At 73.7% G+C, this 20,358-nt stretch carries 16 protein-coding genes; 10 read left to right on the top strand and 6 right to left on the bottom strand.

From position 1 onward, the window contains the following. Positions 1–121: 121 nt before the first annotated feature. On the bottom strand, positions 122–610 hold the full coding sequence (locus AB0I89_RS16825; RefSeq protein ID WP_357126892.1) for a YbaK/EbsC family protein: 489 nt from the start codon (positions 608–610) through the stop codon (positions 122–124). A gap of 453 nt (positions 611–1,063) precedes the next feature. On the opposite strand from AB0I89_RS16825, the gene AB0I89_RS16830 reads away from it, so the two are divergent. The 3 genes from AB0I89_RS16830 (at position 1,064) to AB0I89_RS16840 (ending at position 3,996) form a co-directional block, all read left to right on the top strand. Next, the gene (locus AB0I89_RS16830; protein WP_234589090.1) at positions 1,064–1,513 is read left to right on the top strand and encodes an SAV_6107 family HEPN domain-containing protein; all 450 of its coding nucleotides are present in this window, start codon (positions 1,064–1,066) and stop codon (positions 1,511–1,513) included. Between the two features lie 96 nt (positions 1,514–1,609). Next, positions 1,610–2,335 (top strand): hypothetical protein, encoded by a 726-nt coding sequence (locus tag AB0I89_RS16835; protein ID WP_355049446.1) that lies wholly within the window; start codon positions 1,610–1,612, stop codon positions 2,333–2,335. Continuing rightward, positions 2,332–3,996: a DNA polymerase Y family protein gene (locus AB0I89_RS16840; protein ID WP_357126896.1), complete on the top strand. Its 1,665-nt coding sequence runs from the start codon at positions 2,332–2,334 to the stop codon at positions 3,994–3,996. The genes AB0I89_RS16835 and AB0I89_RS16840 overlap by 4 nt, the downstream gene beginning before the upstream one ends. A gap of 1 nt (position 3,997) precedes the next feature. On the opposite strand, the gene AB0I89_RS16845 is transcribed toward AB0I89_RS16840, so the two are convergent. Next, complete coding sequence (locus AB0I89_RS16845; RefSeq protein ID WP_357126899.1) at positions 3,998–4,150, bottom strand: hypothetical protein; 153 nt, start codon at positions 4,148–4,150, stop codon at positions 3,998–4,000. Further along, positions 4,147–4,323, bottom strand: coding sequence for a hypothetical protein (locus AB0I89_RS16850; RefSeq protein ID WP_357126902.1), 177 nt, complete (start codon positions 4,321–4,323; stop codon positions 4,147–4,149). The genes AB0I89_RS16845 and AB0I89_RS16850 overlap by 4 nt, the downstream gene beginning before the upstream one ends. Here AB0I89_RS16850 and AB0I89_RS16855 point away from each other — a divergent pair. The 6 genes from AB0I89_RS16855 (at position 4,312) to AB0I89_RS16880 (ending at position 11,806) form a co-directional block, all read left to right on the top strand. Beyond that, positions 4,312–7,677 (top strand): error-prone DNA polymerase, encoded by a 3,366-nt coding sequence (locus AB0I89_RS16855; RefSeq protein ID WP_357126905.1) that lies wholly within the window; start codon positions 4,312–4,314, stop codon positions 7,675–7,677. The genes AB0I89_RS16850 and AB0I89_RS16855 overlap by 12 nt on opposite strands. A 93-nt stretch (positions 7,678–7,770) precedes the next feature. Further along, positions 7,771–7,950, top strand: coding sequence for a hypothetical protein (locus AB0I89_RS16860; protein WP_355049450.1), 180 nt, complete (start codon positions 7,771–7,773; stop codon positions 7,948–7,950). After that, on the top strand, positions 7,947–8,717 hold the full coding sequence (locus AB0I89_RS16865) for a methyltransferase domain-containing protein (protein WP_357127324.1): 771 nt from the start codon (positions 7,947–7,949) through the stop codon (positions 8,715–8,717). Before AB0I89_RS16860 ends, AB0I89_RS16865 begins: the two co-directional genes overlap by 4 nt. Further along, positions 8,714–9,973: a nucleotide pyrophosphatase/phosphodiesterase family protein gene (locus AB0I89_RS16870; RefSeq protein WP_357126909.1), complete on the top strand. Its 1,260-nt coding sequence runs from the start codon at positions 8,714–8,716 to the stop codon at positions 9,971–9,973. Before AB0I89_RS16865 ends, AB0I89_RS16870 begins: the two co-directional genes overlap by 4 nt. Before the next feature lie 62 nt (positions 9,974–10,035). Then, complete coding sequence (locus tag AB0I89_RS16875) at positions 10,036–11,295, top strand: DNA polymerase IV (protein WP_357126912.1); 1,260 nt, start codon at positions 10,036–10,038, stop codon at positions 11,293–11,295. A 115-nt stretch (positions 11,296–11,410) separates the two neighbouring features. Next, positions 11,411–11,806 (top strand): DUF3040 domain-containing protein, encoded by a 396-nt coding sequence (locus tag AB0I89_RS16880; RefSeq protein WP_234590673.1) that lies wholly within the window; start codon positions 11,411–11,413, stop codon positions 11,804–11,806. A 436-nt stretch (positions 11,807–12,242) separates the two neighbouring features. On the opposite strand, the gene AB0I89_RS16885 is transcribed toward AB0I89_RS16880, so the two are convergent. From AB0I89_RS16885 to AB0I89_RS16895, 3 genes are read right to left on the bottom strand one after another with little or no spacing between them, the layout of a single operon-like run. Next, positions 12,243–14,717, bottom strand: a complete 2,475-nt coding sequence (locus AB0I89_RS16885; RefSeq protein WP_357126917.1) for a transglutaminaseTgpA domain-containing protein — start codon at positions 14,715–14,717, stop codon at positions 12,243–12,245. 16 nt (positions 14,718–14,733) lie between these two features. Continuing rightward, entirely contained in the window at positions 14,734–16,032 is a 1,299-nt protein-coding gene (locus AB0I89_RS16890; protein WP_357126920.1) for a DUF58 domain-containing protein, read from the bottom strand. Between the two features lies 1 nt (position 16,033). After that, the gene (locus AB0I89_RS16895) at positions 16,034–17,086 is read right to left on the bottom strand and encodes a MoxR family ATPase (protein WP_357126923.1); all 1,053 of its coding nucleotides are present in this window, start codon (positions 17,084–17,086) and stop codon (positions 16,034–16,036) included. Positions 17,087–17,489: 403 nt separating this feature from the next. On the opposite strand from AB0I89_RS16895, the gene leuS reads away from it, so the two are divergent. Continuing rightward, on the top strand, positions 17,490–20,330 hold the full coding sequence (gene leuS / locus AB0I89_RS16900; protein WP_357126926.1) for a leucine--tRNA ligase: 2,841 nt from the start codon (positions 17,490–17,492) through the stop codon (positions 20,328–20,330). Positions 20,331–20,358 lie beyond the last annotated feature (28 nt).

The following is a 20,358-nucleotide window of genomic DNA, read 5'->3' on the forward strand; positions in this document are numbered from 1 at the left end:
TGCAGGGTGACCAGCTCCGGTACGGCGCTGCTGGGCCGGCTGGTTCGCTCGCTCACGCCACCGCTTCGCGGCGGCGCGAGCGCATCGCTGCTGTGCCGGCTGGTTCGCTCGCTTCGCTCGCTCACGCCACCTCGGCCGGGATGCCGGCGGTGACGCGCAGCAGTTCGGCGTAGGTGGTCGGGAAGACCGCCTGCGGCACGCCGCCCGCCGCCCAGATCTGTGGGTACGTCGCCAGCGCCGTGTCCACCAGGGTGCGCAGCGCCCGAGGGTGCCCGAGCGGGGCGACCCCGCCGATCGGCTGGCCGGTGTGCTCGCGGACGAACTCCGGGGTGGCCCGGCGCAGCCGGGTGACGCCGATGGACGCGGCCAGACCGGCGGTGTCCACCCGGTGCGCGCCGGAGGTGAGCACGAGCAGCGGCGCGTCGTCCGCGTCGAAGATCAGCGAGTTGGCGATCTGGCCCACCTCGACGCCGAGCGTCTCGGCGGCGGCTACCGCGGTGTGCACCGCGTCGGGCAGGAGTCGGACCGTGCTGGGCTGACCGGCGTCGTCGAGCGCGCCGGCGCCGTCCAGCGCGTCCTGCACCGCCCGTACGTTCGGGTGTGGCTGCATCCCGTCATTCTTCCCGGTCTGTGTGCGCCGGTTCACGTCGGCACACGTCACGGCGAGTCCTGGCGCGTCACACGTTGCATTTTCGTCGGAGGGGAGGTGTACTGTCAGCAGCAGTTAGAACGAGTGTTCGATTGTCTCGAACGCTCGTTCCAACCAGCCGGAGCGCGGTGTTTCGCGGCGCCAGTTCCGGCCGGTGCGGCTCCGCGGGCCGCACCTGGGTTTCCGGGCAGTCGCGAGCCCGGTCCCATCAGGCAGGAGCGTCGCCCGCCGCCCACGACCCCCGGGCGGCGGGCGACGAACCCGCCGGTACGCCGGCCGGGTGTGGTGTGGGGAAGCATCCACACCCGGCCGGCCACCCCTGGTGCGTCTTCCTCCGCACCCACCCGACCTCGGCGTCTCGTCGGCGGCACCACCGCCCCGACTGACACCCCGGCCACGTGGAGGAGACAGTCCATGCCGACCAACCCGGCTCAGGCACCGACGGTGCCGGCGCACGTGCTGCCGCACCGCACCCCTGCCCAGCTCCTCACCCTGGCCCGCCGTGGGCTGGTCGAGGCCGGCCAGACCCGACCCGACGGCCTGCGCTACGCGGCCGCCCACCTGGCGGCGCTGCGCGCGGCGGCCGCCCTGCTCGCCGCCCGGGCCCGTCCCGCCCCGAGCCGGCGCAACCGGATCACCAGCGTCTGGGTCCTGCTCTGCGCCGTCGCCCCCGAGCTCGACGAGTGGGCCCGGTTCTTCGCGGCCGGGGCCAGCAAGCGAGCCGCCGCCGAAGCCGGCATCCCCCGGGTGGTCAGCGCCCGGGAGGCCGATGACCTGCTCCGCGCCGCCGAACAGTTCGTCACGGTGGTGGAGACCGCGCTCGGCGTGGCGCACCAACCAGCCCTGGACGGCCTCGCGGCGTGAGACCGCCGTGACGCCGGCCGCCTGGAAGGGAAGCCGGGCGGCCGGCGTCACGGTGCGGCCTGATCTGTTCCACAGCAACGACGGGGGGTTGGTCCAATGGCGGGCCGCATGGTGGTGGGTTCCGCCGCGCTGGCCGATCTGGTACGCCCAGCGAGCGCGCCCGATCCGGTGGGCGGCCACCGCGTGCTACCGGTGACGCCTGAGCTGACCGGCCTGTTGCCCAACCGGGGTCTACGCCGGGGCAGCACGATCGCTGTCGCCGCCGGTCAGCCCCGCCGCAGTGGGGGTACCTCGCTGGTGCTCGCACTGCTGGCCGAGGCGTCCCGGGCCGGCTCGTGGTGTGCGGTGGTCGGGGTGCCGACGTTCGGCGCGGGTGCGGCGGCCGAGCTGGGCATCTCCCTGGACCGGCTCGCCCTGGTGCCGAATCCGGGTCCCGAGTGGGCCACCGTGGTCGCCGCGTTGATCGACGGGGTGGACGTCGTGGTCACCGCCGTACCGGCCGCGGTCTCCGCCTCGGTCGCCACCCGGCTGGCCGCCCGGGCCCGGCAGCGCGGCAGCGTGCTCGTCCCGTACGGCCGGTGGGACGGCGCGGACGTGACGCTGCAGGTGGTCCGCGGGGTCTGGGAAGGGCTCGGTCAGGGTCGGGGGCGGCTGCGCCGCCGGGAGGTCACCGTGTCGGCGCGCGGGCGGGGAGCAGCCGCCCGCCCCAAGGAGATCAAGGTCTGGCTCCCCGACGCCGAGCTCACCCGCGTCATTCCCCGGACGGTGCGATCGACCGTGGGCCGACCGTCCGGGCCGCTCGCCCTGGTCGGGTCGGGGTGACCGGCTCGCCGACCCGGACCCTGCTGCTGTGGTGCCCGGACTGGCCGGTGCTCGCCGCCGAGATCGTCGACGGGATACCAGCCACCGGCCCGGTCGCCGTCCTGCACGCCAACCGGGTGGTCGCGTGCTCCGAGCGGGCCCGCGCCGAAGGCGTACGCCGAGGGCTGCGCAAGCGGGAGGCGCAGGGTCGTTGCCCGCAGCTCACCGTCGTGGACTACGACCCTGGCCGGGACGCCCGGGCGTTCGAGCCGGTGGTCGCCGCGTTGGAGGAACTGGTGGCCGGTGTCGAGGTGGTCCGGCCGGGCGCCTGTGCGGTTGCCGCCCGGGGCCCGAGTCGCTACCTCGGCGGTGAGGAGGCGGCCGCCGAACGGCTCATCGAGCACGTCGCCCAGTCGTGTCTGGTGGAGAGCCAGGTGGGCATCGCCGACGGGGTGTTCGCCGCGGGGCTGGCCGCCCGCACCGGCCGGGTGGTGGCACCGGGTGGGACGCCGGCGTTCCTGGCCGGGATGCCGGTCGAGGCGCTCGGTCGGTCCGCGCTGGCTGACCTGCTGCGCCGGCTGGGGGTGCGGACCCTCGGTGACTTCGCCGCGCTACCGGCCGGCGACGTGCTGGCCCGCTTCGGGTTCGACGGCGCGCTGGCCCACCGGCTGGCCGCCGGCCGGGACCACCGCCCGCTCGCCGTCCGGCAGCCGCCGGCCGACCTGACGGTGACCGCCGGGTACGACGATCCGATCGACCGGGTCGACGCGGCGGCGTTCGCCGCCCGTGCCCTGGCCGAGCAGTTGCACGCCCGGCTCGCCGGGCACGGGCTGGCCTGCACCCGACTCGGCATCGAGGCGGTTACCGAGCACGGGCAGGAGCTGCACCGGGTGTGGCGGCACGACGGTCTGCTCACCGCCGCCGCCATCGCCGACCGGGTGCGTTGGCAGCTCGACGGCTGGCTCTCCGGCAGCAGCGGTCGCGCCGGCGCCCGCCCGGCCCGCCCGACGTCCGGGATCATCCGACTGCGGCTGATCCCGGACGGGGTGGTCGCCCAGGCCGGCCTGCAGACCGGCCTCTGGGGGGAGACCGGCGAGGAGCGGGAGCGGGCGCACCGGGCATTGAGCCGCGTACAGGGCATCCTCGGCCCGGAGGCGGTGGTCACGGCGGTGCTCGGTGGCGGGCGTTCTCCGGCCGACCAGGTGCGCCTCGTGCCGTGGGGCGACGAGCGGCTCCCGACCCGACCCGGCCCACCGGCCGTCGCCGGCGTGGGCATGGGTACTGGTGCCGGTGCCGGTGCGGACACCGGCGCAGGCGCAGGCATGGGTGCGGGCGCAGGCATGGGTGCGGGTATTCCGCCGTGGCCGGGTCGGTTGCCGCCGCCCGCGCCCGCCGTGGTGCTGCCCAGCCCACTCGCCGCGACCGTGCACGACGCCGCCGGCGAGCCGGTGGTGATCAGCGCGCGGTTGGCGGTGAGCGCCCCACCGGCCCGACTGGTGGTCGGCGCCGGTCAGCCGGCGGAGATCGTGGGTTGGGCCGGGCCGTGGCCGGTGGACGAGCGCTGGTGGGCGCCGGCCGAGGCCCACCGCCGGGCCCGGTTCCAGGTCAGCCTCGCCGACGGTGCCGCTCTGCTGCTCGCCGTGGAGTCGGGGCAGTGGCTGGTGGAGGCGATCTATGACTGAGTCAGATCGGCCCCTGACCGGTGTCGCCTGGCGCGGCGTCGCCTGGCGCGGCGTCGGCGGGCTCGGTGTCGGCGAGTCCGGTGTTGGTCGGCCCGGCGCTGGCCGGCCCGGCGCTGGCCGGAGAGCAGATGTCCTCATGAGCGTGATGACTCACCGGCATCTTGATGCCTGTGAGTCATCACGCTCATCGCACCTCTCGCCGCGGGCGGGGAGCGCCAACGCCAACGCCAGCGACGCCTGGAACGTCTCGGCCAGCGTCGGACGGACCAGCGCCGCCAGCGCCGCCAGCGCCGCCAGCGTGGCCGGGGTGGCCGGATGAGTTTTCACAACCCGAAGATGCCCTGGTCGGAGCTGGAGAGCGTGCTCTCCGGCCGGGCCGGCGGCGGACGGCCGCGCGCCGAGCGGCACCTGCACGTGGTGGATCCGCTCGCCGTGGACGCCGACGGCGGTGACTCGCCGGCCTGGAGTCGCCACCGCGAGCGGTACGAGCCGCCGGAGCTTGCCCGTCCCGACGGCGTGGTGCCCTACGCCGAGCTGCACGCGCACACCAACTTCAGTTTCCTCGACGGCGCGAGCCACCCCGAGGAGTTGGCCGAGGAGGCGGCCCGGTTGGGGCTCACCGCGTTGGCCGTCACCGACCACGACGGCTTCTACGGGGTGGTCCGGTTCGCCGAGGCGGCCCGTACGCTGGGCCTGCCGACCATCTTCGGCGCGGAGCTGTCCCTCGGGCTACCGGGCCCGCAGAACGGCGAACCCGACCCGCACGGCGCGCACCTGCTGGTGCTGGCGCACGGCCATGAGGGGTACGCCCGGCTGGCCACCACCATCGCCCGCGCCCAGCTACGCGGCGGGGAGAAGGGCCGCCCGGTCTACGGGGAGCTGGAGGAGGTCGCCGCCGAGCTGCGCGACCACGTGCTGGTGCTGACCGGCTGCCGCAAGGGGCACGTGCCGGGCGCGCTGCTCACCGAGGGGGTGGACGCGGCGGCCCGCGAGCTGGACCGGTTGACCGCGCTCTTCGGCGCGGAGACGGTGGCGGTGGAGTTGACCGACCACGGTCATCCGGTCGACGCCGACCGCAACGACGCGCTCGCCGAGCTGGCCGCCGCGGCCGGGCTGCCGACGGTGGCCAGCAACAACGTGCACTACGCCAGTCCCGGCCGGAGGCGGTTGGCCACCACGGTCGCCGCGGTGCGGGCCCGGCGCAGCCTGGACGAGATCGACGGTTGGTTGCCCGCGGCGGCCACCGCCCACCTGCGCAGCGGCGCGGAGATGGCGGCGCGGTTCGCCGCGTACCCGGGCGCGGTGGCGCGGGCCGCCGAGTTCGGCGCCGAACTGGCCTTCGACCTCCAACTCGTCGCGCCGCAGCTGCCGGCGTACCCGGTGCCGCCGGGGCACACCGAGATGAGCTGGCTGCGCAAGCTGACCGCCGACGGCGCCCGGGAGCGCTACGGTCCGCCGCAGGCGCACCCCGCGGCGTACGCGCAGCTCGACCACGAGCTGAACATGATCGAGGAGTTGGGCTTCCCCGGCTACTTCCTGGTGGTCTACGACATCGTCTCGTTCTGCCGCGAGAAGGACATCTACTGCCAGGGCCGGGGCTCGGCGGCCAACTCGGCGGTCTGCTACGCGCTGCGGATCACCAACGTGGACGCCGTCCGGCACCGGCTGCTCTTCGAGCGGTTCCTCGCCCCGGAGCGGGACGGCCCGCCGGACATCGACGTGGACATCGAGTCCGACCGGCGGGAGGAGGTGATCCAGCACGTCTACACCCGCTACGGCCGGGAGCACGCCGCCCAGGTCGCCAACGTCATCTCCTACCGGCCCCGGTCCGCGGTGCGGGACGTGGCCAAGGCGTTCGGCTTCTCACCCGGTCAGCAGGACGCCTGGAGCAAGCAGATCGACAGGTGGGGTTCGGTCGCCACGGTCGACGTCGAGGGCATCCCGGAGCAGGTGGTGGAGTACGCCAACGAGTTGCAGACGTTCCCCCGGCACCTGGGTATCCACTCGGGCGGGATGGTGATCTGTGACCGTCCGGTGATCGAGGTCTGCCCGGTGGAGTGGGGGCGGATGCCCGGACGCAGCGTCCTGCAGTGGGACAAGGACGACTGCGCCGCCGTGGGCCTGGTGAAGTTCGACCTGCTCGGCCTGGGCATGCTCTCCGCCCTGCACTACGGCTACGACATGATCGGGTCCCGGCTGGATCTCGGCGACATGACGCTTGACGATCCCGAGGTCTACGACATGCTCTGCCGGGCGGACTCGGTCGGGGTGTTCCAGGTGGAGAGCCGCGCCCAGATGGCCACCCTGCCGCGGCTCAAGCCCCGCGAGTTCTACGACCTGGTGGTCGAGGTGGCGCTGATCCGTCCCGGCCCGATCCAGGGCGGTTCGGTGCACCCGTTCATCCGGCGTAAGAACGGTCAGGAGCCGGTGACCTTCGCCCACCCGTTGATGCGTAACGCGCTGGAGAAGACCCTGGGGGTGCCGCTGTTCCAGGAGCAGTTGATGCAGCTCGCCATCGACCTGGCCGGTTTCGACGCGGCCGAGGCCGACCAGTTGCGCCGGGCGATGGGCGCGAAACGGTCGGTCGAGCGGATGACCCGCATCGCCGACCGGCTCTACGCCGGGATGGCCGAGCGGGGCATCACCGGCGAGCTGGCCGACGACGTCTACCGCAAGCTCACCGCGTTCGCCAGCTACGGCTTCCCGGAGAGCCACGCGATGAGCTTCGCCTACCTGGTGTACGCCAGCTCGTGGCTCAAGCGCTACCACCCGGCCCCGTTCCTGGCGGCGCTGCTCAACGCCCAGCCGATGGGCTTCTACTCGCCGCAGACCCTGGTCGACGACGCCCGCCGGCACGGGGTGGAGGTCCGCCGTCCGGACATCAACGCCAGCGGTGCTCTGGCGGTGCTCGAGTCCACCCCGGACACCCGGTGGGGCAGCGAGCCGGGGGAGCCGCCGCACGCCTGGGGGCTGGGCGGTCCGGCCGTCCGACTGGGGCTGTCCAGCGTACGTACCCTCGGATCGGACGTGGCCGAGCGGATCGAGGCCGAGCGGACGGCCGGTGGGGCGTACCGTGACATGCCGGATCTGGCCCGGCGGGTCGGACTGACCGCCGCGCAGCTGGAGGCGCTGGCCACCGCGGACGCCTTCGCCTGTTTCGGGCTGACCCGGCGGGAGGCGCTGTGGGCCGCCGGCGCGGCGGCCCAGGACCGACCGGGCCGGCTGCCCGGCACGGTGACCGGCGCGACGGCGCCCACGCTGCCCGGCATGGAGGCCGTGGATCGGCTGGTAGCGGACGTGTGGGCCACCGGGTTGTCGCCGGAGAGCCATCCGGCCCGGTTCATCCGGGGGCAGCTCGACGTGCTGGGGGCGGTGCCGATCGCCCGGCTCGGCCGGGTGGAGCCGGGCCAGCGGATCCGGGTCGGTGGCATCGTCACCCATCGACAGCGCCCGGCGACCGCTGGTGGGGTGACCTTCCTCAACCTGGAGGACGAGACCGGGATGTTGAACGTGACCTGTTCGCCGGGTCTGTGGCAGCGTTATCGGCGGGTGGCCCGCACCAGCGCCGCGCTGGTGGTCCGGGGACGACTGCAACGCCACGAGGGAGTGACCAACCTGGTCGCCGACCGGTTGGACGCCATCGAGCCGCCGGTCAGTCCCGCCTCCCGCGACTTCCGCTGAACAGTGATCCACATTACGGTTTCTGTCGCCGCGGAGCGGGAGACTCCTCCTGAGCGGGCAGAGCGGCCCGTGATCCGTGAGGGGGACTGACAAGTGATGGGAAACCACGCGTACACCGGTGGCGGAATCGCCAACGTCCGGCGGACCCGGCTGGGTGCCGGCTGGATGCCGTCGCACCTCACCGACCCCCGCGAGTACGAGGTGACAAACGGTCCGGTCGCCAACGAGCGTCGATCCCGGGCTGAGGACGCGGTCGAGGGCACCCAGTCCTGACCACTAGGCTCGACCGGGTGGAGCAGACCCGAGGCCGGTTCGCCGCGCCGCCGCTGACCCCCCGTACCGCCGTGATCTGGTCGGTGCTGCGCGCCGAGCTGGACCGGCGCGGCGACGCCGAGCTGACCGTGCTGGACATCGGCGGGGGCACCGGCGGTTTCGCCGTCCCGCTGGCCCGGGCCGGGCACCGCGTCACCGTGGTCGACGCCAGCCCCGACGCGCTCGCCGCGCTCACCCGCCGGGCCGCCGAGGCCGGGGTCGCCGATCGGGTCGTCGCCGTGCAGGGCGACGGCGACGCCCTCGCCGGGCTGGTCGAGCCGGCCGGGGTCGACCTGGTGCTCTGCCACGCAGTCCTGGAGGTCGTCGACGACCCGACGCCGGTGGTCGCCGCGCTGGCCACCGCGCTGCGCCCCGGCGGCGCGGCGAGCGTGCTGGTAGCCGGCCGGGCGGCGGCCGTGCTGGGCCGCGCCATGAACGGGCATCTGGACGTCGCGGCGTCGGTGGCCGCCGACCCGGCCGGCAGCGCCGGGCCGCGCGACACCCTGCGCCGCCGCTACGACGCCCCCGAGGCCGTCGCGCTGCTCACCGCCGCCGGGCTGGAGGTCGAGGACATCCACGGGGTACGCGTGCTCGCCGACCTGCTGCCGGCCGCCGTCTCCGACGGGCAGCCCGCGGCCCTGGTCGAGCTGGAACTGGCCCTGGCCGCTCAGCCCCCCTACCGGGATCTGGCCGCCCAACTGCACCTGTTCGCCCGCCGACCGGCATGACCCGTCCGGTCCGGCCCGTCGACGGGGGTACGTCGGCCGGCTCGTCCGGCCCCGAGCTGACCGCCGACGGGCGTACACCGGCTGCCAGCGGTCCGGTGACCGGCCTCGACCCGCCGCTGGCGGTCCTCGCACCCGATCGAACCGGCGGACGGATCGCCGACGTGCTGCCCAGCGCGCTCGCCGTACTGGGCGTGCCCGGCTCGCCCGACCCGCTCGGCCTGACGCCCGCGCTGGCCGGGGTACGCCGGATCGCCGTCCTGCTCGTCGACGGGCTCGGCTGGTACCAGGTGCCGACCGCCGCCCCGTACGCGCCGACGCTCGCCGGGCTAGCCGCGACGGTGGGTCGGCCCCTCGTCGCCGGCTTCCCGTCCACCACCCCGACGAGCCTCGTGACGCTGGGCACCGGCGTCGCGCCCGGCGCGCACGGGGTGCTCGGCTTCACGGTGCGGGTGCCCGGCACCGACCGGGTACTCACCCACACCGACTGGGCCGCCGACCCGTCGCCGCTGCGCTGGCAGCCGGTGCCCACCCAGCTTCAACGGGCCCGGGCCGCCGGGGTGGCGACGACGGTGGTGAGCCGGCCGGAGTACGGCGGCAGCGGGTTGACCCTGGCCGCCAACCGGGGCGGCGACTTCCGGGGCGCCGCCGGCGCGGACCAGCTGGCCACCGCCATGCGCGCCGCGCTGTCCGCCGGCGACGGACCAACCCTGGTCTTCGGCTACCACCCCGACCTCGACCGGCAGGGGCACCTCAGCGGGGTCGACTCGGCGCCGTGGCGAAGCGCCGCCGCAGAGGTGGACCTGCTGCTCGCCCGGCTGGTCGACGGGCTACCGCCGGACGCGGCGCTGCTGGTCACGGCCGACCACGGGCAACTCGACATCCCCGTCGCGCACCGCTTCGACCTGGACACCGATCCACGGCTGCGCGACGGCCTGCGGGTGGTTGCCGGCGAGGCCCGGGTGCGCTACCTGCACACCGAGCCGGGAGCGGTGGACGACGTGGTGGCCGCCTGGTCGGCGGTGCTCGGCGACGCGGCCCGGGTGCGTACCCGCGCGGAGGTGGTCGCCACCGGCTGGTTCGGGCCGGTGCCCGAGGAGCACCTGGGCCGGATCGGTGACGTCGTGGTGACCTGCAACGACACGTACGCCGTCCTGGCCAGCCGCACCGAACCGCCGAAGGTGTCGAAGCTGGTCGCGTACCACGGGGCGGACACCGCCGCCGAGCTGACCGTGCCGCTGCTGGTCGTGCGGGGTTGACCGGGGCGCGGTCCGGCCAGCCGGCCGGTGCTGGTGTCGTACCTCGGGGATAACCTGCACCGATGGGCCGCAGTCAGTCGTTGCCCCGAGGCGGTGATCCGCGCTTCGGGCCGGACGCCGACGACTCCGCCAGCGGCATCCTGCACGTCGACATGGACGCGTTCTTCGCCTCGGTGGAGGTGCGCGCCCGACCCGAGCTGCGCGGCCGCGCGGTCGTGGTGGGTGGCGTGGGCTCGCGTGGCGTGGTCAGCTCGGCCAGCTACGAGGCTCGCCGCTACGGCGTGCGCAGCGCCATGCCGACCTCCCGGGCCCGAGCCCTCTGCCCGCACGCCGTCTACCTGCCGCCGAACTTCGCCGCGTACTCGGCCGCCTCGCGGGCGGTCATGCAGATCTTCCGGGACGTCACCCCGCTGGTCGAGCCGCTCTCCCTCGACGAGGCGTTCCTCGACGTCAGGGGCGCCCGCAAGCTGTTCGGCCCGCCGGCCACCATCGCCCGGCTGATCCGCCAGCGGGTCGCCGACGAGCAGGGACTGACGTGTTCGGTCGGGGTGGCGCCGAGCAAGTTCGTGGCCAAGCTCGGCTCCACCCGGGCCAAGCCCGACGGCCTGCTGGTCGTACCCGCCGGGCAGGTCCTCGACTTCCTGCACCCGCTCCCGGTGGACGCGCTGTGGGGGGTGGGGGAGCGGGCCGCCGAGACGCTGCGTCGGCTGGGTCTGGCCACCGTGGGGGACCTCGCCGAGGCCCCGGTGGGCATGCTGCGCCGAGCGGTGGGCGCGGCGTCCGCGGCGCACCTGCACGAGCTGGCGTGGGGGCGTGACCCGCGCCGGGTCAGTCCCGAACACGTCGACAAGTCGATCGGCGCCGAGGTGACCTTCGACGCCGACGTGGCGGACCCGACGGAGATCCGCCGTACCCTGCTCGCGCTCAGCGCGAAGGTCGGCGTCCGGCTGCGCAGCGCCGGCCACGTCGGGCGCACGATCACCCTGAAGGTACGACTGGCCGACTTTCGCACCGTCAACCGCTCCCGCACCCTCGACGTACCCACCGACACGGCCCGGGAGATGTTCGACACGGTCTGGGCGCTCTACACCGCGCTGGACCCGGCTGAGCGGATCCGCCTCGTCGGTGTCCGGGTGGAGGGGCTCACCTCGGCGCAGGGCGCGCCCCGACAGCTCACCCTCGGCGCGCCCGAGCGTGGTTGGCGGGAGGCGGAAGCCGCCGCGGACGCCGCCGCTGCCCGATTCGGGCGGTCCGTCATAGGTCCGGCCAGTCTGTTAGCCGACCGTGACGCTCATCGAAAGGAAAATCCACCCCACCCGTAGGTCGTCCCGCTTTCCGACGCGCGACCCCCCTCGTAGACTTGCGGGTAAGCAGCCGGTTGGCTGCCACGGTCTGTCGGCCCGAGTGGGCCGACCAACGTGACCGGGGAGGAGTGCCGTGCCGCTCTCGGAGCACGAGCAGCGGCTGTTCGAGCAGATCGAGCGGTCGCTTGCCGAGGACCCCAAATTCGCCTCGGCCGTGCGCGCCAGCGATCCGCGCTTCCACGCGCGGCGTCGCCTGCTCGTCGCAGCCGGCGTGATCATCGCTGGCTTGGCCCTACTGGTCTACGGCGCGGTGATCAAGACTCCACCGCTGGCGGTGGCGGGCTTCGTCGTCATGCTGGCGTCGGCCGCGTTCGCGGTGCAGTCGCACCGGCGGGCGCAGTCACCCGACCTGCACGTGGTGGGTGGCACGACGAGTCGTCGTCCCCGCGGTGGCCGGTCCGGTCGCCGACGGTCGATCCTGGACCGGATGGAAGACCGATGGCGGCAGCGCCCGGAGGGGCACCGCTGAGCGCGTCCCGCCGCTGAGGCGGGCCGACCACCGCGACGAGCGGGCCATCGGGACACCCCCGATGGCCGCCGTCGCTCCGTCATGCCCCGAACATCGCGCCCCGCGCCCCGCGCCGCCGTGCTCGCGCGCCCCGCGCCGCCGCGCCCCGCGCCGCCGCGCCCCGCGCCCCGCGCCCCGCGCCGCGCGTCCCTCCGAGATCGCGCCGATCTTGCAGTTTCTGTCGTCCGTATGAGTGGGATACCCCTTATGTCGCGACAGAAAGTGCAAGATCGCTGGGGCTGGGGCTGGGGCTGGGGCTGGGGCTGGGGCTGGGGCTGGGGCTGGGGCTGGGGCTGGGGCTGGGACCTGCTACTGGGACCTGCTACTGGGACCTGCTACTGGGGCGGCGCCCCGTCGTTAGGCCGGGGCGCCGCCGCAGCGCGCTGGCGGGCGTCGGTCAGCGGGCGGCTCGATCGGCCAGCAACCGGCGCGGGTTCCAGCGCAGCAGCCGGTAGCGCATCCGCGTGGTCAGCGCCACCAGGCGGCCGGAGGAGTCCGCCAGTGCGATCCGCCAGCGCAGCAGCACCGAGGGCGGCAACACGGCGGCGAGCAGCCGGGTCCGTCGATCCGCCCGGGACGAGAGCGCCCCACGGACCGCGCGGAGCGCCGACGGCAACGGTTCACCGGTCAGCGGAGCCCGCGCGTACCGGGCCCGCTCCTCGGCGCGGCCGAGCAGCCGCGCCGCCCCGACGGCCTCGGCGTCGTCGGGGAGAGCGTCCCGGACCAGCCGGTCCGCGGTCGCCCGGGGCGTCTCGGTCAGGTCCACCCGTACCTTGTAGTCGACGAGCGTGTCGAGCAACTCGGCCCAGGCGGCGTGGGCGTCGGCGCGAGCGCGACCCGGGTCCGCCTCGACCACCATCACCCGCGTGTCGTCGGTCGGCGGCCCGTCGCCCACAGCGGTGGTGGCAGCCGCGACGTCCGCCCGGCCGGCCCGCCGCCGACGCAGCGCCCGCCGACGAAGCGCCGGCACCGCCAGCAGCGCCACCAGCGCCAGTACGGCCGCCAGCCACCACGGCCACACCGGCGCCCGCTCAGTCGGCCGCGAATCCCCCAGCGAGAGCCCGGAGTCGGTGTCCCGGTCGGCGTTGTCCGGGCCGGTCGGCTCGGCCGACGAGTCCGCGCCGCTCGGGCTGTCCGTGGCGCCGGCCTCCGGAGTGGACGGCTCGGGGGCGTCCGTGTCCGGCGCCCAGGCCGATCGGGTGGAGCCGGGAACGCCGGACGCCGGGGTGGCGTCGAACGGCACCCAGCCGATCCCGTCGAAGAAGACCTCGGTCCAGGCGTGCAGGTTGAGGTTCGTCAGCGTGTACGTGTCGCCGTCGCGCCTGCTGCCGTTGGTGAACCCGAACGCGACCCGCGCCGGGATGCCGGCCGACCGGACCAGCCAGGCCATCGCGGCGGCGTACTGCTGGCAGTAACCGACCTTGTTGGTCAGGAAGTTCACGATGTCCTGGCCGCTGCTGCCGCTCGCGGTGCTCAACCGGTACGTGAACCCGTTGTTCGCGGAGAAGTGCTGGTAGATGGCCAGCACCCGGTCGTAGTCGGTCCGCTTGCCCTGGATCAGCCCTCGGACCAGCTCCTCCACCTCGGGCACCGGCCCAGGGGTGGCGGTCTGCTGCCGGCGGAGCGGGTGTTCGGCCGGCAGCGACTTCGCGGCCCGCAGGGTCGCCGGGGTGTACGTCGAGCGGATGTAGTCGAACGAGTACTTACGCCCCCGCGAACTCTCCCGGTTGGAGAACACGATCTGCTGGTTGGGGTCGTACAGCCAGTTGCTGTTCAGGTCCTGGGTGCGCACCGGCTCGGCGTACACCGGCATCAGGGACATGCTGAGGCTCTTGGTCACCTCGACGGTCGCCCGGTACTCGGCCTGCTGCACCCCCGGCCCGACCCGCTCGCCCGGGTCGGGCAGATCGCGGTTGGCTGGCCGGCCACTCGCGGCGCGGGCCTGGAAACCGTTCGGGCGCAGCTCGTCGGCGACCGCGTAGCGCAGGTAGAACGGGGTCTGCTCCGACGTGGTCACCTTGACCAGGTCCACCACCTCGGACTGGTTGAGCTGGCCGGCGAGCGACGCGAACAGGTCGATCCGGCCGGACGAGCCACCCACCCCCCGACCGTTGCCGGTGCCGTTACCCGTGCCCTCGGTGATCCGGTCGAGCAGCCCACCGCTCAGGCCGGGCACCGCCAGCGGCAGCACCACGGCCAGCACCACGCCGACCACGGCGAGCCGACGTCCGGCGGACGCCAGCGGCGACGCCTCCCACACGTCCACGTCCCGGCCGTCGCCGGTGAACCGCCGCCCGAACCGACGCACCCGGTCGATGTTGTCGGTCACCAGCAGCCACAGGTAACCGGCGGCGCCCACCACGAACGGCAGTGGGGGAACGCTGTCCACGTAGACGGCGACCGGCACCGAGTAGATCGCGAGCATCGGCAGCCCGGCCAGCGCCGGCCGGCGAAGTCCCACGGCCAGTACGTCCACCAGCACGGCCACCCCGCCGACGCCGAGCACGGTGATGAACAGCAGCGGATCGGTGTCCGGGACCTCGACGCCGTACGAGCGCATGTCCTGCGCCGAACCGGCGAGCAGATCGGCGAAGTGCCCGATCGTGCTCGGCGTGGGCAGGAGGGCCAGCAGCTCGCTGCCGCTCGGGAACAGCCAGGTCAGCGCGAGCAGCAGGGCGGCCAGCATGCCGAGCACCTGGCCCCAGAGCGGCGCGCGGACGAGCCGGGTCAGCGCGGCGACCCCGGCCACCACGGCGACCGCTATCGCGCACTGGATCAGCCACGTCCAGGTCTGGAAGATGGCCGACAGCGGCGCGGCGGCGAGCAGCGTCGCGGCGGCCGCGACCAGACCGGTGTTCCGGCTGGCGATCATGAGGGGGACCTTCCGTTCATCGCACGCGGCCAGCGACCGTCTCGGCCAGCGCGGCCCGCAGGGCGAAGCCCTGGGAACCGCGGCCCGCCTGCGGCCACAGCGCCGGCAGTCGGCTGCCGTGGTCGGCGCCGACCACGCGCCAGCCGCTGCGCACCATGGTGAGCACGGCGGCGCCGTGCGCGTGCTCCGCCTCGGCGCGAGCCTTCTCGGGGAGGCTGAGCCAGGTGGAGCTGTCCAACAGGAAACCCACACACGTCGCGCCGTTGCCGCGCAGCCCGGCCAGCAGCTCGGCCTCGGCGACGCTCACCGCGCCGAACAGCCCGATGATCAGCCCGCCGTCGGCGCGCTGCCGCACCCGCTGCACCAGCCCGGTGACGTCGGCCCGCTGGTCCAACCGCACCTCGGCCAGATGGTCGAGCAGCACGCCGTCGCCACCGCCCTCCGAGGCGTCCACGTCGACCCCCGAGCCGGTGACCAGGCGCAGCTTGTAGCCGGCCTGGCGCAGGTGTACGGCGATGCTCGCGGCGGCCGAGACCGCCCACTCGAAGCTCGCTGTCGGCCCGTCACCCCGGTGGCCGTACGCCCGGGTGTCCAGCACGACGGTGGCGCGGCTCTCCCAGGGCTGCTCCTCCCGGCGCACCATCAGCTCGCCGGTGCGCGCCGTGGACTTCCAGTGCACCCGACGCAGGTCGTCGCCCCGGCGGTACTCCCGGGTCGCCGCGTCGTCCTCGCCGTGGACCGCCACCGAACGAGCCCGGCTGTCGCCGCTGCCCGCGTACTCCCCGGGGAGCCGGACCGACGGCAGGGGGGTGACCTGCGGGATGACCGTGAGGTGGTCGGTGCTGGGGAAGGAGCGGGTGAGCTCGCAGAGACCGAACGGGTCGGTCATCCGGACCACCAGTGGACCCACGTCGTAGCGACCGCGCACGTCCGCGCGGACCGTGTACGCCACGGAGCTGGCCTGTTGCGCGCCGAGCCGTTCCAGCACGACGCGGGGCCGGCTGCCCAGCGCGTAGGGCAGCCGGTCCTCCAGCAGCAGGGTGCCGGTGGGCAGCCGGGAGAGGTTCTGCAGGCGCAGCACGATCCTCGAGTTGGCCCCGACCGGGACCCGGTGCGGGTCCAGCGAGCGGTTGCAGGCCAGCTTGTAGCGGCTGCGACCCACGTAGGCGGCGGCCAGCAGCGGCAGGATGGCCAACAGCAGGGCCACCCGGAGCAGGTCCTTCTCGCCCAGGATGACGGCCGAGACCGCCGCGGCGACCGCGGCGGCCAGGAACGAGCGCCCGCGGGTGGTCAGCCCGCGCAGCCCGGCACGCACGTCACGGCCTCCGCGGCTCGTAGGGCGCGCGGCCGTTGCCGGTGGCGGGCCGGGTGTCGTACGGGTTGCGCTGACGGTCGTGCGGCAGGGGCAGCCGGTGCACCAGCTCGGAGACGATCGCGTCGGTGGTCCGCCGGGCGAGCTGCGCGTCGGCCGTCGGGATGATCCGGTGCGCCAGCACCGGCACCGCCAGGGCCTGCAGGTCGTCGGGCAGGACGTAGTCGCGGCCCTCCAGCGCGGCGACCGCCCGGGCCGTGCGCAGCAGTTGCAGCGTCGCCCGGGGGGACGCGCCGAGGCGCAGGTCGTGGGCCTCACGGGTGGCGGTGACCAGGTCGACCGCGTACTGCTTGACCGCGTCCGCTACGTGCACCTGCCGGACGGTGGCGATGAGCTGCCGGACCATGTCGGCGTCGGAGACCGGACGCAACTCGTGCAGCGGGTCGGTGGCGCCGTGGCCGTCGAGCATCGCCAGCTCCGCGCCGGCGTCCGGGTAACCCATCGCGATCCGGGCGGTGAACCGGTCGCGCTGCGCCTCCGGCAGCGGGTACGTCCCCTCCATCTCGATCGGGTTCTGGGTGGCGATGACCATGAACGGGGTCTGGAGCTGGTAGGTCACGCCGTCGACGGTGACCTGCCGTTCCTCCATGCACTCCAGCAACGCGGACTGGGTCTTCGGCGAGGCCCGGTTGATCTCGTCGCCGACCACCAGGTTGGCGAAGACCGCGCCCGGCCGGAACTCGAAGTCGTGGGTCTCCTGGTTGTAGACGCTGACGCCGGTGACATCGCTGGGCAGCAGGTCGGGGGTGAACTGGATCCGGCGGACCGTGCAGTCGATGGACCGAGCGAGGGCCTTGGCCAGCTTGGTCTTGCCGACGCCGGGGACGTCTTCGATGAGGAGGTGGCCCTCGGCGAGCAGCACAGCCAGGGCCAGCCGCACGGTGGCGGTCTTTCCCTCGATGACCTGCTCGATGTTGGCCACGATGGCCTCGCTGGCGGCGCGGAACTCGTCGTGCGGCAACAGGCCGCCCACCTCGTCCCAGGTCTGTTGTGTCACGGGCCTCCTCCTCGTCGCCGTCACGGCAGCTCTGTCGAGAGCACCTGGACCCGCCGTTGGGTATGCGACGCCGAGCCTCGTTTGCCGCAGGGAGCTCACTGGCCTCTCAGGCTAACCATGTTTGTCGTTATCGCCGACCCCCGCAGGTAGTCCGTCGGTTACGGATGGATATTCGCCGAGTCGGGGGATCGGTGCGGGCGCGCTGACGGACGCATTAATGCCGCAGGTGAGGGGGTAGACTGCCGGATATGGCCGGAGTCTTCCTGCTTCTTATCGGGCCGTGCTGATGCGCTGAGCGCGCGACAGCACGGCGGCCCCCTCCTGCGCGAGGGGCTTTTTTTGTGCCCGCCGCCGGTCCGGCCCGGCGGTGCCGAGACGAAGCGAAGCGAAGCGAGGAGAGACGATGAGCAAGGCAGCCGCACCGGCGGGCGACATCCCCCCGTTCCGGTATACCGCGGCCATGGCCGACGAGATCGAGACTCGTTGGCAGGACACCTGGGCACGCGAGGGCACCTTCCACGCGCCCAACCCGACCGGTCCGCTGGCCGATCCGAGCCACCCGCGCTTCGACGCGCAGAAGCTGTACGTGCTGGACATGTTCCCGTACCCGTCGGGCGCCGGCCTGCACGTCGGCCACCCGCTGGGCTACATCGGCACCGACTGCTACGCCCGTTACCAGCGGATGGCCGGGCACAACGTGCTGCACGCGATGGGGTTCGACGCGTTCGGGTTGCCCGCGGAGCAGTACGCCGTGCAGACCGGCACCCACCCCAGGACCACTACCGAGCAAAACATTCAGCGGTACAAGGCGCAGATGCGCCGCCTGGGGCTGGCGCACGACGAGCGGCGCTCGGTGTCGACCATCGACACTGACTTCTACCGCTGGACGCAGTGGATCTTCCTGCAGATCTTCAACTCCTGGTACGACCGGGACGCCGGCCGGGCCCGTCCGATCGCCGAGCTGATCGTCGAGTTCGAGGGCGGTAACCGGGCGACCCCGGACGGCCGGTCCTGGGCCGAGCTGAGCGTCGCCGAGCGTCGCCAGGTCGTCGACGACCACCGGCTGGCGTACGTCTCGGAGGCGCCGGTGAACTGGTGCCCGGGGCTGGGCACCGTGCTGGCCAACGAGGAGGTCACCGCCGACGGCCGCTCCGACCGGGGCAACTTCCCGGTCTTCAAGCGCAACCTGAAGCAGTGGATGATGCGGATCACCGCGTACGGTGACCGGCTGCTGGACGACCTGGACAGCCTGGACTGGCCCGAGCCGATCAAGCTGATGCAGCGCAACTGGATCGGCCGGTCGCAGGGCGCGCACATCGACTTCGCCACGGCGGAGGCGCCGATCCGGGTGTTCACCACCCGTCCGGACACCATCTTCGGGGCCACCTACGTGGTGCTGGCGCCCGAGCACGAGCTGGTCGACGCCCTGGTGCCGGCCGCCTGGCCGCAGGGCACCCGGGACGCCTGGACCGGCGGGCACGCCAGCCCCGCCGAGGCCGTCGAGGCGTACCGCCGGGCCGCGGCCGCGAAGACCGACGTCGAGCGGCAGTCCGACTCCAAGGAGAAGACCGGCGTCTTCGTCGGCGCGTACGCCACGAACCCGGTCACCGGCGGGCAGATCCCGATCTTCGTCGCGGACTATGTGCTGGCCGGCTACGGGACCGGCGCGATCATGGCGGTGCCGGCGCAGGACGAGCGGGACTGGGCGTTCGCCGAGGTCTTCGAGCTGCCCATCGTGCGGACCGTGCAGCCGGCGGAGGGCTTCGACGGCAAGGCGTACACCGGCGACGGCCCGGCCATCAACAGCGCCGCGCCCGAGCGCGGCCTGGACCTGAACGGCCTGGGGGTCGTCGACGCCAAGGCGGCGATCATCGGGTGGCTGGAGGCCAACGGACACGGTACCGGCGCGGTGACCTACCGGCTGCGGGACTGGCTGTTCTCCCGGCAGCGCTACTGGGGTGAGCCCTTCCCGATCGTGTACGACTCCACCGGCGCGGCCATCGCCCTGCCGGAGGAGATGCTGCCGGTCGAGCTGCCCGAGGTGGACGACTTCTCCCCGAAGACGTTCGACCCGGACGACGCCGACTCCAACCCGGAGACCCCGCTGTCACGTCGCCGCGACTGGGTCGAAGTCGAGCTGGACCTGGGTGACGGGCCGCAGCGCTACACCCGCGAGACCAACGTGATGCCGCAGTGGGCCGGCTCCTGCTGGTACGAGCTGCGCTACCTGGACCCGACCAACACCGAGCGGTTCGTCAGCGCGGAGAACGAGCGGTACTGGATGGGCCCGCGCGGCGAGGGCGACTGCGGCGGCACCGACCTGTACGTCGGTGGCGCCGAGCACGCCGTGCTGCACCTGCTGTACGCGCGGTTCTGGCACAAGGTGCTGTTCGACCTGGGTCACGTGTCGTCGTTCGAGCCGTTCCGCAAGCTGTTCAACCAGGGCATGATCCAGGCGTACGCGTACACCGACTCGCGGGGCAGCTACGTGCAGGCCGAGGACGTCGTCGAGCGCGACGGCGCGTACTACCTGGAAGACCTGGTGGTCAACCGCGAGTACGGCAAGATGGGCAAGTCGCTGAAGAACGTGGTGACCCCCGACGACATGTGCGCGGCGTACGGCGCGGACACCTTCCGGGTGTACGAGATGTCGATGGGCCCGCTGGAGGTGTCCCGCCCGTGGGAGACCCGGGCGGTCATCGGCTCGTACCGGTTCCTGCAGCGGGTCTGGCGGGCGGTCGTCGACGAGCAGACCGGCGAGGTGCGCGTCACCGACGACCCGGCTGACGAGACGACCCGCCGGCTGCTGCACACGGTGATCGACGGGGTCCGTGGCGACATGGAGGGCATCCGGTTCAACACCGCGATCGCCAAGCTGATCCAGTTGACCAACGGGCTGACCGGGTTGTCGGCGACGCCCCGCGAGGTGGCCGAGCCGCTGGTGCTGATGGTGGCGCCGTTCGCCCCGCACCTGGCCGAGGAGCTGTGGCGCAAGCTGGGCCACGACACCTCGCTGACGTACGCGGACTTCCCGGTGGCCGATCCGGCGCTGCTGGTGGCCGACACGGTGACCTACCCGGTGCAGGTCAACGGCAAGGTCCGGGGACGCGTCGAGGTGCCCGCCGACGCCGCCGACGAGACCGTCCGCGCGGCGGCCCTGGAGGCGGTGGCCGCGACGCTGGCCGGCAGGGAACCCCGCAAGGTCATCGTGGTCAAGGGCCGGATGGTCTCGGTCGTCGCCTGACCCCCACCCCACCCTGTCGCCCCGCTCC

It is taken from the genome of Micromonospora sp. NPDC049801 (assembly GCF_040656575.1).
Classification (GTDB): Bacteria; Actinomycetota; Actinomycetes; order Mycobacteriales; family Micromonosporaceae; genus Micromonospora.

Excerpts from the sequence above, each read along its gene's own strand:
- AB0I89_RS16825 (WP_357126892.1), bottom strand. The coding sequence starts at position 610 with ATGCAGCCACACCCGAACGTACGGGCGGTGCAGGACGCGCTGGACGGC.
- AB0I89_RS16830 (WP_234589090.1), top strand. The coding sequence starts at position 1,064 with ATGCCGACCAACCCGGCTCAGGCACCGACGGTGCCGGCGCACGTGCTG.
- AB0I89_RS16835 (WP_355049446.1), top strand. The coding sequence starts at position 1,610 with ATGGCGGGCCGCATGGTGGTGGGTTCCGCCGCGCTGGCCGATCTGGTA.
- AB0I89_RS16855 (WP_357126905.1), top strand. The coding sequence starts at position 4,312 with ATGAGTTTTCACAACCCGAAGATGCCCTGGTCGGAGCTGGAGAGCGTG.
- AB0I89_RS16870 (WP_357126909.1), top strand. The coding sequence starts at position 8,714 with ATGACCCGTCCGGTCCGGCCCGTCGACGGGGGTACGTCGGCCGGCTCG.
- AB0I89_RS16875 (WP_357126912.1), top strand. The coding sequence starts at position 10,036 with ATGGGCCGCAGTCAGTCGTTGCCCCGAGGCGGTGATCCGCGCTTCGGG.
- AB0I89_RS16885 (WP_357126917.1), bottom strand. The coding sequence starts at position 14,717 with ATGATCGCCAGCCGGAACACCGGTCTGGTCGCGGCCGCCGCGACGCTG.
- leuS (WP_357126926.1), top strand. The coding sequence starts at position 17,490 with ATGAGCAAGGCAGCCGCACCGGCGGGCGACATCCCCCCGTTCCGGTAT.